This is a genomic window from Paraburkholderia kirstenboschensis (assembly GCF_904848585.1).
GTDB lineage: Bacteria > Pseudomonadota > Gammaproteobacteria > Burkholderiales > Burkholderiaceae > Paraburkholderia > Paraburkholderia kirstenboschensis.
This window is the reverse complement of record NZ_CAJHCR010000001.1, coordinates 763,140-776,645: the sequence shown is the minus strand read 5'-3', so window position 1 is coordinate 776,645 and position 13,506 is coordinate 763,140. Positions and strand designations below refer to the sequence as shown.

General features: G+C 61.3%; 14 protein-coding genes and 1 tRNA gene. 9 read left to right on the top strand and 6 right to left on the bottom strand.

The window, feature by feature from the left end; all coding sequences use genetic code 11:
- Positions 1–5: 5 nt before the first annotated feature.
- The 3 genes from JMY24_RS03580 to JMY24_RS03570 all read right to left on the bottom strand — a co-directional run bounded on the left by JMY24_RS03580 (position 6) and on the right by JMY24_RS03570 (position 3,613).
- Positions 6–1,031, bottom strand: coding sequence for an ABC transporter permease (locus JMY24_RS03580; protein ID WP_027775470.1), 1,026 nt, complete (start codon positions 1,029–1,031; stop codon positions 6–8).
- A gap of 16 nt (positions 1,032–1,047) precedes the next feature.
- Positions 1,048–2,559, bottom strand: a complete 1,512-nt coding sequence (locus JMY24_RS03575; protein ID WP_128595435.1) for a sugar ABC transporter ATP-binding protein — start codon at positions 2,557–2,559, stop codon at positions 1,048–1,050.
- 295 nt (positions 2,560–2,854) lie between these two features.
- The gene (locus JMY24_RS03570; RefSeq protein ID WP_128595436.1) at positions 2,855–3,613 is read right to left on the bottom strand and encodes a hypothetical protein; all 759 of its coding nucleotides are present in this window, start codon (positions 3,611–3,613) and stop codon (positions 2,855–2,857) included.
- A 118-nt stretch (positions 3,614–3,731) separates the two neighbouring features.
- Here JMY24_RS03570 and JMY24_RS03565 point away from each other — a divergent pair, with 118 nt between their 5' ends.
- The 3 genes from JMY24_RS03565 to JMY24_RS03555 all read left to right on the top strand — a co-directional run bounded on the left by JMY24_RS03565 (position 3,732) and on the right by JMY24_RS03555 (position 5,198).
- Positions 3,732–3,908, top strand: a complete 177-nt coding sequence (locus JMY24_RS03565; protein ID WP_128585363.1) for a type II toxin-antitoxin system HicA family toxin — start codon at positions 3,732–3,734, stop codon at positions 3,906–3,908.
- Between the two features lie 58 nt (positions 3,909–3,966).
- Positions 3,967–4,386 carry a type II toxin-antitoxin system HicB family antitoxin gene (locus tag JMY24_RS03560; protein WP_128585364.1) on the top strand — a complete coding sequence of 140 codons (420 nt, stop codon included), beginning with the start codon at positions 3,967–3,969 and terminating at the stop codon, positions 4,384–4,386.
- 437 nt (positions 4,387–4,823) lie between these two features.
- Positions 4,824–5,198: a hypothetical protein gene (locus JMY24_RS03555; RefSeq protein ID WP_128585365.1), complete on the top strand. Its 375-nt coding sequence runs from the start codon at positions 4,824–4,826 to the stop codon at positions 5,196–5,198.
- 288 nt (positions 5,199–5,486) lie between these two features.
- On the opposite strand, the gene JMY24_RS03550 is transcribed toward JMY24_RS03555, so the two are convergent.
- Both JMY24_RS03550 and JMY24_RS03545 read right to left on the bottom strand, forming a co-directional pair.
- Positions 5,487–5,957 carry a hypothetical protein gene (locus tag JMY24_RS03550; RefSeq protein WP_128595437.1) on the bottom strand — a complete coding sequence of 157 codons (471 nt, stop codon included), beginning with the start codon at positions 5,955–5,957 and terminating at the stop codon, positions 5,487–5,489.
- A 594-nt stretch (positions 5,958–6,551) separates the two neighbouring features.
- A tRNA-Leu gene (locus JMY24_RS03545) sits at positions 6,552–6,636 on the bottom strand.
- Positions 6,637–6,864: 228 nt separating this feature from the next.
- On the opposite strand from JMY24_RS03545, the gene JMY24_RS03540 reads away from it, so the two are divergent.
- Genes JMY24_RS03540 through JMY24_RS03515 form a run of 6 tightly spaced genes read left to right on the top strand, consistent with a single transcriptional unit; the run spans position 6,865 to position 12,818 of the window.
- Positions 6,865–7,932 carry a LacI family DNA-binding transcriptional regulator gene (locus JMY24_RS03540; protein WP_128595438.1) on the top strand — a complete coding sequence of 356 codons (1,068 nt, stop codon included), beginning with the start codon at positions 6,865–6,867 and terminating at the stop codon, positions 7,930–7,932.
- 47 nt (positions 7,933–7,979) lie between these two features.
- Entirely contained in the window at positions 7,980–9,059 is a 1,080-nt protein-coding gene (locus JMY24_RS03535; RefSeq protein WP_128595439.1) for an ABC transporter substrate-binding protein, read from the top strand.
- Entirely contained in the window at positions 9,056–9,880 is an 825-nt protein-coding gene (locus tag JMY24_RS03530; protein WP_128595440.1) for an ABC transporter permease, read from the top strand. Before JMY24_RS03535 ends, JMY24_RS03530 begins: the two co-directional genes overlap by 4 nt.
- A gap of 49 nt (positions 9,881–9,929) precedes the next feature.
- A complete protein-coding gene (locus JMY24_RS03525) occupies positions 9,930–10,835 on the top strand; it encodes an ABC transporter permease (RefSeq protein WP_201701393.1) in 906 nt (301 codons plus the stop codon).
- Complete coding sequence (locus JMY24_RS03520; protein ID WP_128585369.1) at positions 10,832–11,944, top strand: ABC transporter ATP-binding protein; 1,113 nt, start codon at positions 10,832–10,834, stop codon at positions 11,942–11,944. Before JMY24_RS03525 ends, JMY24_RS03520 begins: the two co-directional genes overlap by 4 nt.
- Positions 11,945–11,990: 46 nt before the next feature.
- Complete coding sequence (locus tag JMY24_RS03515; protein ID WP_128595441.1) at positions 11,991–12,818, top strand: phosphodiesterase; 828 nt, start codon at positions 11,991–11,993, stop codon at positions 12,816–12,818.
- A 21-nt stretch (positions 12,819–12,839) separates the two neighbouring features.
- Here JMY24_RS03515 and JMY24_RS03510 read toward each other — a convergent pair whose 3' ends face one another.
- On the bottom strand, positions 12,840–13,337 hold the full coding sequence (locus JMY24_RS03510; protein WP_128595442.1) for a DUF2569 domain-containing protein: 498 nt from the start codon (positions 13,335–13,337) through the stop codon (positions 12,840–12,842).
- Between the last annotated feature and the right edge of the window lie 169 nt (positions 13,338–13,506).

Sequence of the window (13,506 nt, the reverse complement as noted above, 5' to 3'; positions counted from 1 at the left end):
GAGCGTCAGCTCTTCCTGCGTCGCAAGATGTCCGCGTAGACCGCAAGAATGATGATGAGCCCGGTCACCACGATCTGCCATTCCTGAGCAACGGACATGATGCGCAAGCCGTTGGTCAGCACGCTCATAATGAATGCGCCGATGATGGTGCCGAGTATCGTGCCCGAGCCGCCGGAAAGCGAGGTCCCGCCTATCACCACGGCCGCAATCGCTTCGAGCTCGTAACCCTGGCCGAGCGCCGGCTGCGCCGAATTCAGGCGCGACGCGATCAGCAAGCCCGCAATGCCGCAGATCGCGCCGCCGAGGCCGTAAATCGCGATCTTCCACCTGTCGACGTTCACGCCCGAGAGCCGCACCGCTTCTTCGTTGCTGCCGAGCGCGAACGTGTAGCGGCCAAGCGCCGTGCGATTGAGCGTGATCGAACTCACGATTGCGAGAAAGAACAGAATCAGCACTGCGTTAGGAATCGGCAGGCTCGGCACCAGATAACCGATCAAAGAGTCCTGCGAGATCATGTAGAAGTTTTCGGTGTCGGTGAAATAGATCGGCTTGTCGGCCGACACCACAAGCGAGAGCCCCTTGAGCAGCAGCATCATGCCAAGCGTGGCGATGAACGGCGGTATTTTCATCTTCGCGGTGAGCGTGCCCGAAATGGTGCCGCAAATCGCGCCCGTGCCGATCGCGGCAAGTACGCCGAGCCACATCGGCAAATGCCAGTAGGTGAGAAACACGCCGCAAATGACCGCGGTGAAAGTCATCAACGTGCCGACGGACAGATCGATGCCGCCGGTAATGATGACGAACGTGGAGGCAATCGCCAGCACACCGTTGACCGCCGTCGCCTGCAGAATGCCGAGGATGTTGTCCATCTGCATGAAAGCGGGCGACGCGAAGCTGAAAAACACCAGCAGCAGGATCAGGCTCGCGAAGGCAAGCAGCTTCTGCAACGCAGTCGGCGAGAAGATGCGGGCTCTGAGGCCGGTCAGGCGCCGCTGGCCGGTCAGCGCGGAAGAATCGGGTTGCATTGTCATAGCGTCCTCTCGCGGCTCACGCCGCTTTCAGTGTTTGGCGCTGCGTGGCCAGATGCATGATGCGCTCCTGGGTCGCCTGCTCCGCTGGGAGTTCACCGGTAATACGGCCCTCGCACATCACGACGACGCGGTCGCTCATGCGCAATATCTCCGGCAGTTCCGACGAAATCATCACGATCGCCTTACCCTCGTCCGCGAGCGAGCGCAGCAGCTTATAGATTTCGCTCTTCGCGCCGACGTCGATGCCGCGCGTCGGTTCGTCGAAGAACAGCACGTCGCAGTCACGCTCGAGCCACTTCGCGATCACGATCTTCTGCTGGTTGCCGCCCGACAGCAGCCGCACTTCCTGCGCGGCGGACGGCGTGCGGATCGCGAGAAGATTGATGAAGTGGGATGCGCGGCGGCGCATCCGCGCGCGGCGCAGAAAAAAGTTGAGCGACAGAAAATTGCGCAGGTTCGACATGACGATGTTCGATTCGACGTCCATGCCGGTGGCGAGCCCGAAGCGCTTACGGTCCTCCGACAGATAGCCGATGCCATGCGCCACAGCGTCGCTCGGCGTTCTGATCGAAGCCTTCGCGCCTTTCACGAAGATCTCGCCGGACTCGACCGGATCGGCGCCGAACACGGCCCGCGCGACCTCCGTGCGGCCTGCGCCCATCAGGCCGGCAAAGCCCAATATTTCGCCTTTGCGCAGCGTGAAGCTCACGTCCCGCACGAGCGGGCCGGCGTGCAGGTTTTTGACTTCGAGCGCGATTTCGCCTTGCGACGCGGCGCTCCCGGCGGGCGCAACGTCGCTCAAGGTCCGCCCGACCATCATGCCGATGATCGCCTCGACGCTCGTGTCGGCGGCGGCGACGGTGGCCACGTACTCGCCGTCGCGCAGTACGGTGACGCGATCGGCGATCTGCTTGAGCTCGTCCATCTTGTGCGAGATATAGACGATGCCGACGCCGCGCTGCTTCAGTTCACGGATGATGCGAAAAAGCTCGGCGATTTCGGCGTCGTTGAGCGCCGAGGTAGGCTCGTCCATGATGAGCACGCGCGAGTCGAACGACAAAGCCTTGGCGATTTCGACCATCTGCTGGCTCGCAACCGTCAGGTTGCCGACCATGGCGCGCGGGTCGAGGTTCACATGCATGCGCGAGAGGATTTCACGCGCCTGTGCGTTGAGCTTGTCTTCGTCGAGAAAGAGGCCAAGCCGCCCGCGAGGCTCACGGCCGATGAACATGTTCTGTGCGACCGTCAGGTGATTCATCAGTTGGAGTTCCTGATGAATGATGCCGATGCCCGCGGCTTGCGCGTCGCGCGGGCTCTGCAACTCCACGGGTTGGCCGCCGAGCAGAATCTCGCCGGAATCGCGGGTGTACACGCCGGCCAGGATTTTCATGAGCGTCGATTTGCCGGCGCCGTTCTCGCCCATCAGCGCGTGGACTTCGCCCGCGATCAGGTCAAACTGCACGTCGTGAAGCGCCCGCACGCCGGGAAAGCTCTTACTGAGCTTTTTGACGGAAATCAGCGGGGTCATGGCGCGAAGCCGATGGCGAGCGGGCGGCGAACGCCGGCCTCAACCCGAAAGACGGGTCGCGAAAGCGCCGGGCGGCCCGGTTTTATTCGATTGAAATCGCAACGAGAAGCCAGGCACATTGCTGGACCCCCAAACCGATGTGCGACGATTCTACGACGCGCGGCGGGAGTGGCTCAAGCTCAGGCATTCCCCAGTGTGTGCAGTGCTTACGTGGGTGGGGATTTGTGCACAGTTTGGGATTGGGGAGGGTTCGGACGATTGCTTATGCCGGCTGCGGTCCGGACGACCCAGCACGTTAGCTCAACGACGTTTTGACCAGACCCTTGAAGTTGTCGGCATCGAAGATCACCGTCTTCCCGGTGTAATAGTTCGCGCGCTCGAACTGCTTTTTGCCGACAGCCTTCTGACTTTCGACCACAGCCAGGACGAAGCCGGGAGTCTTTTGCATGCGGTATTGCATGTGAATGACCTCTGCCTCCAGCAGACGAGTCGCTCCGGTAGCCGCGATGACAATGAGCGGCGTAGGTGTGCTGATCACGTGATCCGCAAGCAACCCGCCCGAAATCGGAAGCTGCACATTCTCATGATGATCCAGACCGAGCTGTGTAGCCACGTCAAAGACGGCTCGGGTGAGACGCTCCTTGAAATCACTGGGGTGCCGGTCGGCGCGTGCGGTAGCAAGCGCATAAAGATGCTGAGCAGCTTCGGCGACGCGAAAAATGGATGGTGCAATCAGGCGCGTGTCGCGGCCTTTCACGACCAATGTCTCGTCATCGTCCATGCTGACCGGTCCATTGTCAGGTAGATCTTCTAACCATCGCTTGACTACCTCAGACTCGGTATCGCCGTCCGCCATATTTGCAAACATGGCGGCGTCGCCGTTTTCGTCGACACGGTAACTGCCATCCGATTGTGGACGGACGCGCACAACGATCCGGTCGGACGTTCCTGGATATTCTATGGGCGTGACAATACGCTGCACACCCTTCTCGTCGGCATAGACCTCGAAGAGTGAGCAAATAGAGCGTTTGATGTCGTCTACAAGGAGTTCCATAGGTTCAGTTGCGGCTTATCGACGTCTGGATCAAGTGCCACTCCACATGCCTTGCAAAACAGTTAATATTAAACATTAATGTTTAATATTAACACATGTTAAAAAACGCGCAGGGACGGTGAAGCAGAGTGAGTCAAGAAGGTGGTTCGCCGAGCGGGAAGCGACGTTCAAGGAAGGCGCAGCACACACGAAGGTCTACCTGAACGGCAAGCAAACCACCGTTCCCAGACACCCGTCAACGGGACTTAAAGAGGGAACCAGACGGGCGATTTTGAAGCAGCTTGGATTTAAATGAGGGACGGCCCCGCAAAGGGCCTTCTCGGCACCGTTTCTCAGCACATTGGAGTTTTGATATGTCGCGCTATCCAGCCCGGCTCGAACCGGCAGAAGAAGGCGGATTCGTGGTCACCTTCCGGGATATTCCGGAGGCCATCACCCAAGGCGATACCCTCGATGAGGCTCGCTCTATGGCCGCTGATGCGTTGCTCTCGGCAATGGATTTTTATTTCGAGGATAAGCGGCCGGTTCCGGCGCCGTCCAAGGTAAAGAAAGGCGAGGAGTTGATCAGCATTCCCGCGAGCGTGTCGGCAAAGGTTCTTTTACTGAACGAGATGCTCGCGCAGAGGGTCACGCCGTCAGAACTCGCGCGTCGCTTGAATGCCCGACCGCAGGACGTAAATCGGATCGTGAACTTGGGGCACGCCACGAAGATTGACACGATTGCCGATGCGTTTGAAGCGCTCGGCAGGCATCTGGAACTCAGCGTCGCATAGCTCCGACTAGCTGAAAACGCGCCGGCGAGCGGCTTATTTGCAGGACGATGGCTTCCAAACCGCATGTGGCCGCGCCGTCTGGTTGTCCGCCAGAATCGCCTTCGCCGCCTCGTCCGTCAGCACATCGCCTCCGCCGACGTAAATCGGCTTCGTTCAGTCACACCCGGTATCAACAAACCGGGTCTTGACCTGCATCAACGGCTCCGCTGCCTGCGCCTTCAGCTGGTCGGCTTTATTCGTCGCGCAACCGTCGCTTGTCTTCGCGCAACTGTTGCATCAACTGCCCCGCCCACACGATGCAGCACCCGAGATCTGGCGCAACGACTAAACCGGCACCATTCGCCCGGCTCCCTGCGAGGCGGAAGAAATATCCTCAAAGTATGCTCAAGTTTTCTGGAGATGGTGCCGATAGTCCGCTTTTAACGAGAGGGGATGACATGCACCCAATTATCGAACGCTCTTTCGGTGGATTGAACCGCGCGTATTACATCCGAAATTTCCTTTTCGGCCTGATCTTTCCGGCGATGATTTACTTCGTTTTCAGTCACGGAAAGGGCGCAGCCTCCTTTGGGCTAGTTGCGTTCGTAATTTGTTTTTCCATACTGAACACCTTCCTCTACCCGTACTCACGCTTTGTGTACGAAAGCGTCGTCGACTACATCGTTGGCCGGAATGTCTTCTTCGTGAATGCAATCATGATGCTCGTCGTAAAGATCATGACGATGTTCATCTGCTGGTACTTGGCGATACTCATTGCCCCGCTGGGCCTTGCATATCTACTTTTGCGCAATCGCGCTAGTACCGCCGCATAGTTTGAAGATCGGCAGGTTACGAAAAGCCCATGAACTGTGACAGCGCGATTCCGGCGGGCTGTTCTCATGCGGCCATGGGTTTGGCGGTCCAATGAGAGTCGCCGAAAGCACGCACCGTTGCCCACATGAGCCATCGGCGCCACGCAGGCTGCCTACGCGTTGCGGCGTCAATCTCAAGGCGCAATGCAAAATAGCCCGCTGTCTTTCGACTAGCGAGCTTTTTTGGACGCATCTTTCCGGAGAGAGACTCTAAAAATTTCGGTGAGGCAATCCAAATTTGATGGCTGTCTACGCTATTGCCACCACCTTGAATGCGCCCATGAGAAAAAGCGTTACAGACGCGGCCGCCAACAGCCACACGGCGCCCGATGCAACCCAGAGATCCCATGACAACTTCAATGTCGAAAGTGGCGCCACGCTCAACAGCACCGCCATGCATCTTTTGATAAAAAAGAAGTTGTAGACGAAGCCCGCAATCCAACAAACGATCATGGTGATGAGGGCCAATATCAACCGTGCGACAAAGAGATGAACGGCCTCCAGCGCGAGTCGATGTACTGTGGCATCGGTGTTGTAAGCCTGCGCTAACGCCGCAGCTCCGGCGAGGCCACCGCCATTGAATATCGCTAGGTGCTTAATGACCTCAAACCCCCAATTCACCACCCCTTCGGTGAAGACGTCACTCGCAGTGCTTATCTTCTGTGCGACTGTCGCTCTCGCCTCGTAAGGGAGGTCTTTCAAGAATGGATCGGTCGTCATGTTCTTTTCGTGGCGATTTGTGCTGGGGATAACGGTGAATCAATATCCACCCGGTCTTGACTGCGCGGAGCGTGCACCGCAACGTGACCCGTCGGCCGCGACCTGCCAATCGTATTGACAGTTCCCCGGGTAAGGGCTGTCGCTTGCCGGCGCGGTAGAGCCACCTCCGCCTCCAGCCTTAGCAGCAATCACCACGGCAGTGACCACTAACGCAGCAGCCCCGACAGCTTGAGCGACATGCACGCGCTTCAGGCACCTCTCCTTGTCCTCGCTGTTCTTACACCAGCTGGCGCAACCGGTGAGCGAAAGGACAAGCCCCCAGATCATTAGATTCTTTTTCATAGCAGCATTCACGGCTGCTTTCTGTTCCTTCTTTAGGCTTACGCACGGTTAGTGTTTCCCCCTATCTCAGCTCTGTCTGCAACCGAAACGGCGATCCGCGCGCGATCGAGGCGGTGCAGATGGCAATCAAGGTTGCCGTCGCCCGGATTGGCCAGAAGAGGTAGGGCTGCGAAATCGGTTTTCGGGCAGAAAAACCCGCACCCTGCATGCGCCGGAAAGCGGCTGAAACGGGCGGGAAGCTTATTGGAAGGCTGGTGCCGGGGACCGGACTCGAACCGGCAAGCCGTGAAGCGGCGGATTTTAAGTCCGCTATGTTTACCAATTTCATCACCCCGGCGAGGGTGGGTAAAACGCGTGGACGCGCATTCTACCATTGGCCGCCGGGCCGGCCAAACGCCCGCAACGCCGCGCATCGACCCGGCAACACCAACACACCCGCGCCACACTTCACTGCGCCGCCCTCGCCTTCAAACCAGACGATCCGCCACCAAAACCAACGTCATCGCCAAGTCACAAACCTTTCCGATAATCCGCTCCTGAAAACGTTTACAACCGAGCGGAAATCATGACCCCGACGATCAAGGATGTCGCAGCGCACGCGGGCTTTTCCATCGCGACGGTCTCGCGCGCGATCAACGCGCCGCACACCGTCAACCCCATCACGCTCGACAAGGTGCGCCAGTCCATCGACGCGCTCAACTTCCGGCCCAGCCCGCTCGGCCGTCAACTGCGCGGCGAGCGCACGCGCCTGATCGGCGTGATCGTGCCCACGCTCGCCAACCCTGTGTTCGCGGAGTGTCTGCAAGGCATCGACGAACTCGCGGCGGCGCAAGGCTACCGGCTCATGCTGATGACGACCCAGTACGACGCCGAGCGCGAACGCCGCGCAATCGAAACGCTGCGCGAGCATCGCGTGGAAGGCCTGATCCTGACGGTCGCCGACGCCGACACGCACCCGCTTCTCGACGAACTCGACCGCGACGGCCTGCTCTATGTGCTGATGCACAACGACACGGTGCGGCGTCCGTCGGTGTCCGTCGACAACCGTCTCGCCGCCTACGAAGGCGTGCGCATGCTGATCGCGCACGGCCATCGCCGCATCCTGATGCTCGCCGGCACGCTCGCTGCATCCGATCGCGCGCGGCAGCGGCATCTCGGCTACACACAAGCAATGCAGCAAGCCGGCCTCGCGCCCGCACCCGCGCTTGAAGTCGACTTCAACGCGGACGAACTGGCGCTCTCGGTGCTCGCGCATCTGACAAGCGGCCCGAACCGTCCGAGCGCCCTCTTCTGCAGCAACGATCTGCTCGCAATGGTCGTAATGCGCGGCCTGCGCCGCGCGCGTCTGCAGATTCCGCGCGACATGTCGATTCTCGGCTTCGACGGTCTCGCGATGGGCGAACTGCTGTCGCCGCCGCTCGCAAGCGTCTGCGCGCCGAACCGCGAGATTGGCTGCGCAGCCTGGCGCCGTTTGCTGACACGCGTCACCGCAAATTACGAAGGTCTCGGCGAAACGCCGCTTGCGCTAACGCTGCCGCACAGTTTGCGCGAAGGCGCCACTATCGCCGCGATCTCAAACCGCAGCGACGCGAGCGCGACGCTTGTCAGCCAGCGCCTTCATCTCCTACCTTGAACATCCCGCCTGAACCACCCGCTCTCTTCCATTCCAGGAGAACCGCAGTGATCCGCTCTTCCGTACGCCTTGCATCGGCAGTTTCACCGCTGATGCGCCGCCTCACCCAATCCACCGTCGTCGCGCTGTGCGCCGGTACGCTCGTGACCGCCGCGCTTGCCACCGTCACGTCGCAAACGGCGCATGCCGATGAAACCGCGATCTGCTACAACTGCCCGCCCGAATGGGCCGACTGGGCAAGCCAGATCAAGGCGATCCAGCAGAAGACCGGCATTCGCGTGCCGTTCGACAACAAGAACTCCGGCCAGTCGATCGCGCAGTTGATGGCCGAGCAGAAAAGCCCGGTGGCGGACGTGGTGTATCTGGGCGTCTCGTCGGCTTTCCAGGCGAAAGACAAAGGCGTCGTCGAGCCATACAAGCCCGCGCATTGGGACGACATTCCCGCAAACCTGAAAGACCCGCAAGGCTACTGGTTCACGATCCACTCGGGCACGCTCGGCTTCTTCGTCAACAAGGACGCTCTCGAAGGCAAGCCCGTGCCGCGCTCGTGGGCCGACCTGCTCAAGCCCGAGTACAAAGGCATGATCGGCTATCTCGATCCGTCGAGCGCATTCGTCGGCTATGCAGGCGCAGTCGCGGTGAATCAGGCGCTCGGCGGCACGCTCGATAACTTCGAACCGGGCCTCGACTGGTTCCGCAAGCTCAAGGCCAACGCGCCTATCGTGCCGAAGCAGACCGCCTACGCACGCGTCATGTCCGGTGAAATTCCAATTCTGCTCGACTACGATTTCGACGCCTATCGCGCGAAATACAAGGATCACGCGAACGTCGAATTCGTGATCCCGAAGGAAGGCACGATCTCCGTGCCGTACGTGATGAGCCTCGTGAAGGGCGCCCCGCATGAAGCGAACGGCAAGAAGGTGCTCGACTTCGTGCTCTCCGACGAAGGTCAGAAACTCTGGGCCGATGCGTATCTGCGCCCGGTGCGCGCAAATGCGATGAGCCCGCAGACCGCCGCAAAATTCCTGCCGGCAAGCGAGTACGCACGCGCAAAGCCCGTCGACTTCGGCAAGATGGCCGAGAAGCAGTCGAGCTTCGGCGAGCGTTATCTGCAGGTGATGCATTGAACGACATTACGTTCCCGCTGCGCTGGCGCATTGCGCTGATCGCGCCGGCGCTGGCGGTTTTCATCGCGTTCTGGCTGTTGCCGATGGGCGCCCTCGCGCAACTGAGCGGCGACGGCCACGCGTTCGCCACCTATCGCGCGATGCTGACAAACCCGCGTTATATGTCGAGCCTCGGCGCGACGATCGTGTTGTCGGCGGCCGTCACGGCGGCTACGTTGGTGCTTTCGGTGATCGCCGGTTTGCTGCTCGCGCGCCGCGAGTTCGCGTTCAAGCGCACGCTGCTCGCGCTGCTTACGTTTCCGCTCGCGTTTCCTGGCGTGGTAGTCGGCTTCATGGTCATCATGCTCGCGGGACGCCAGGGGTTGATCGGTGCGCTGTCGCTCAAGCTCACCGGCGACCGCTGGGTGTTCGCCTACTCGATGAGCGGCCTCTTTCTCGGCTACCTGTATTTCTCGATTCCGCGCGTGATCGTCACGGTGATGGCGTCGGCGACCAAGCTCGATGCATCGCTCGAAGAAGCCGCGCGCTCGCTCGGCGCGTCGCCGTGGCGCATTACGCGCGACATCGTGTTGCCGGCGCTGTCGCCCGGCTTGATCGCGGCGGGCGCAGTGTGCTTCGCGACCGCGATGGGTGCATTCGGCACGGCATTCACGCTCGCGACCGACATCGACGTATTGCCAATGACCATCTACACCGAGTTCACGCTCAACGCGAACATGATCACGGCGGCAGGACTTTCGATCGTGCTCGGCATCGTCACGTGGGCGGTGCTTGCATTGGCGCGCAGCGTGAGCGGCTCAGCAGTGGCGGCGAGCGCATGAGCGGCGTCATTCGAAACAGCACGGACTCAACCGGACGCAGAACCTCTTGATGAATTCCATTACCTCCTCTTTGCCCTCGGAGGCAAAGCCCCGTACGCGGCTGCGCCCGCCGGATGCAAGAGCGTGGCTCGCAGCGGGCCAGTGGCTCGTCACGCTGCTGCTATGCGCGTTCCTGATCGTGCCGGTTGTCATGTCGATCCTCGCGGGCGTGACCGTCAACTACTTCAAGGGAATCTCGAGCGGATTCACGCTGCGCTGGCTCGCCGAAGTGTGGACGCAGTATCACGGCTCGGTGTTCCTGTCTCTCGAAGTCGCGGCGGTCACGTTGCTTATCACGCTGCTGACCGGCGTTCCCGCAGGCTACGTGCTTGCGCGCAGCAAGACGCGGCTCTCACGCATCGTCGAGGAATTTCTCGTGCTGCCGATTGCGCTCCCGGGTCTCGCATCGGCGCTCGCGCTGCTCGTGGTGTACGGCGGCTTCACGATGTTCCGCATGAGCGTGGCGTTTATCGTCGTCGGGCATGTGGTGTTCACGCTGCCGTTCATGGTGCGCGCGGTTGCCGCGGTGTGCGCGAGCAGCGACCTGCGCACGCTCGAAGAAGGCGCGGCGAGTCTCGGCGCGAGCTTCATGCAGCGCTTCGTGACCATCGTTCTGCCGAACGCGAGACCGGGCATCGTGGCCGGCGCGCTCGCGGTGCTAACGCTTTCCATCGGCGAATTCAATCTGACGTGGATGCTGCACACGCCCGATACGAAGACGCTGCCGGTCGGTCTCGCCGACACGTACGCGTCGTTGCGCATCGAAATCGGCAGCGCATACACGATTCTCTTTTTCATCATGACGATGCCGCTGCTCGTCGCAATGCAATGGCTCGGCGTCGATGCAACGGGCCAGCGCAACGCGGCGAAAAAACGCATCGCCGCTCCTGCTTCGAATTCCGCTACGACACCATGAAACTCGCCTCTACCGCTGTGTCCACTTCTGTTGCCGCTTCGGTCCCAATCACGCTGACGCAATGCGCGAAAACGTTTCGCGGCACACGCGTGCTGGAACCGGTCGATCTTCATATCGAAGCCGGTGAGACGCTCGTGCTGCTCGGCCCGTCCGGTTGCGGCAAGACCACGACGCTGCGCATGATCGCAGGACTCGAAACGCCCGACGCCGGCGGCCGAATCGCATTCGGCGACGACGACGTCACCGCACTGCCTATCGAAAAACGTCAGGTGGGCATGGTGTTTCAGAGCTACGCGCTCTTCCCTAACCTGACCGTGCGCGGCAACATCGGTTATGGATTGAAGATCAAACGTGTGCCGATAGAGACAGCGCGGCAACGCATCGACGAGTTGCTCGACATGATGCGTCTGACCGCGCATGCCGATAAGCCGATCGACCAGCTCTCCGGCGGCCAGCGTCAACGCGTGGCGCTGGCACGAGCGCTTGCCGTGCAGCCGCGCGTGCTGCTGCTCGATGAACCGCTCACGGCGCTCGACGCGCGTTTGCGCGACGCATTGCGCAGCGAGATGAACACGCTGCTGCGCGAACTGGGCATTACGACCGTGTACGTGACGCACGACCAGGCCGAAGCCATGGAACTGGGCGACCGCATCGTCGTGATGAGCGCCGGGCGTATCGAGCAGATCGGCTCTCCGCGCGACATCTACTATCGGCCTGCGAATCGCACCGTCGCGCAGTTCGTCGGCACGATCAACCGCGTCGCCGGCGAGCGCCGTGACGGCATGTTGACGACCACCGGCGGCGCCGTGCCGCTGCCTCCAACGCACACGCACACGCACTCGGACACTCACACGCATTTCGCGGCGCAGGCAAGCTCGGAGCACGAGATCTTCTTCCGCCCCGAAGACGCGTTTCTCGCCGATCCCGCTCATGCGCAACTGCGCGGCCAAGTCGAAGCAAGCGCGTTTCTCGGCGAACGCACACGCCTGACGATCAGCGGCGCGGCACCGGATGCGCTGCTCGTCGACGTCGCGGGCCGCGTCGAACTGGCGCGCGGCACGCCGGTCGGCATCTCGATCGTGCAGGACGCGCTGATTGCGCTATCGTAACAAGGCGGCGCTGTTTTTATGAGCGCGCTCAAACAAGGACTATCCCATGCTGCTGGCTCAAATTAGCGACCTGCATATCAAGCGGCCCGGTGCGCTCGCCTATCGCCGCGTCGATACCGCCGCGTATCTCGTGCGTTGCGTCGCTGCACTGAACGCGCTCGTTCCTCGTCCAGACGCCGTGATCATGACCGGCGACCTCGTCGACCAGGGCGACCCGCAACAGTACGAACACCTGAAGACGCTGCTCGCGCCGCTTGAACTGCCGTACTTCCTGCTGGTCGGCAATCACGACGACCGGGCCGCGTTGCGCGCCGCGTTTCCCGACCGCGCGGAGTTGCATAGCGGCGGCGAATTCGTCCAGTACGCAGTCGATGTCGGCGCAATGCGCGTAATCGCTCTCGATTCGCTGGTGCCGGGGCAAAGCGGCGGTACGCTCTGCGACGCGCGGCTCGCGTGGCTCGCGGCGCAACTCGACGCGGCGAGCGGCAAGCCGACCGTCGTCGCGTTGCATCATCCGCCGTTTGTTTCCGGCATCGGACATATGGACGAGCTGCGGCTCGTTCCCGCTGCGGCGGCCAAACTGGCTGCGCTGATCGCGCGCTATCCGAACGTGGAGCGCGTGATCTGCGGGCATGTGCATCGTCCGATGTTCGTGCGCTTTGGCGGCACGATTGCATCCGCAGTGCCCGCGCCCGCGCATCAAGTCGCGCTCGATCTCCGCGACGACGCGCCGTCGGCGTTCGTGATGGAACCGCCCGCGTATGCGCTGCATCGCTACGATGCGGCAACGGGCCTCGTCACGCATCACGCGTATGTCGATGCCGCCGACGGTCCCTATCCGTTCTACGAGCCGGAAGGCGCGCTGATCGACTGAGCACGCGTTCATTTCATACGGTCAGCGATTGACGAACGTTCGACGCACGCGCCGCGACACTCTGAAGTACGGTATTCCGAGCGCGGCCGCGACGATTGCCTGCATCAGGCCGTCGAACGGAATCGCAATGTCGATACCGATTGCATGCGTCATGTAATCGCTCGCCAGATAGGCGCCCGTGCGCATGGCCAGAATCGCGCCAAGCCACGCTTGCACGTGTACGTTAAAGCGCGCGGATCTGCGCGCGACGAGCAGCGTCAACCACCCCGTGCCCGCTACGATAAACGCGCCGATCATCACATTCGCGCCGACCATGACGATCACCGTGCGATACCAGCCATGTGTTCCGGCGCGCGCGAATACCGCAAGCAATTCCCATTCGAGCATCATTTCCAGCGGGTCGCGCATTGCGAATGCGGTAGCGAGCGCCCACGCCGCAAGACAGATCAGCGCGATGAGCAGGCATCCGCCAATGCGCGGGGACTGGCGTTGAGTCGAGCGTGTCGTGGGCTCTTTCATGAGATCGTGCGGAGTTGGCCGAGGTAGCGCGCCGATTCTACGAATCAGAGCCCGGCAAAGTTCGCATTTTTGTCACAAGCGCCCATTGCGCGCGCATGGCAGCGAGTCAGCACAATCCGGTTCGCTCCGGTATGATCGGCACGCTTGAGGACCGTGCATGGGCCGGTCC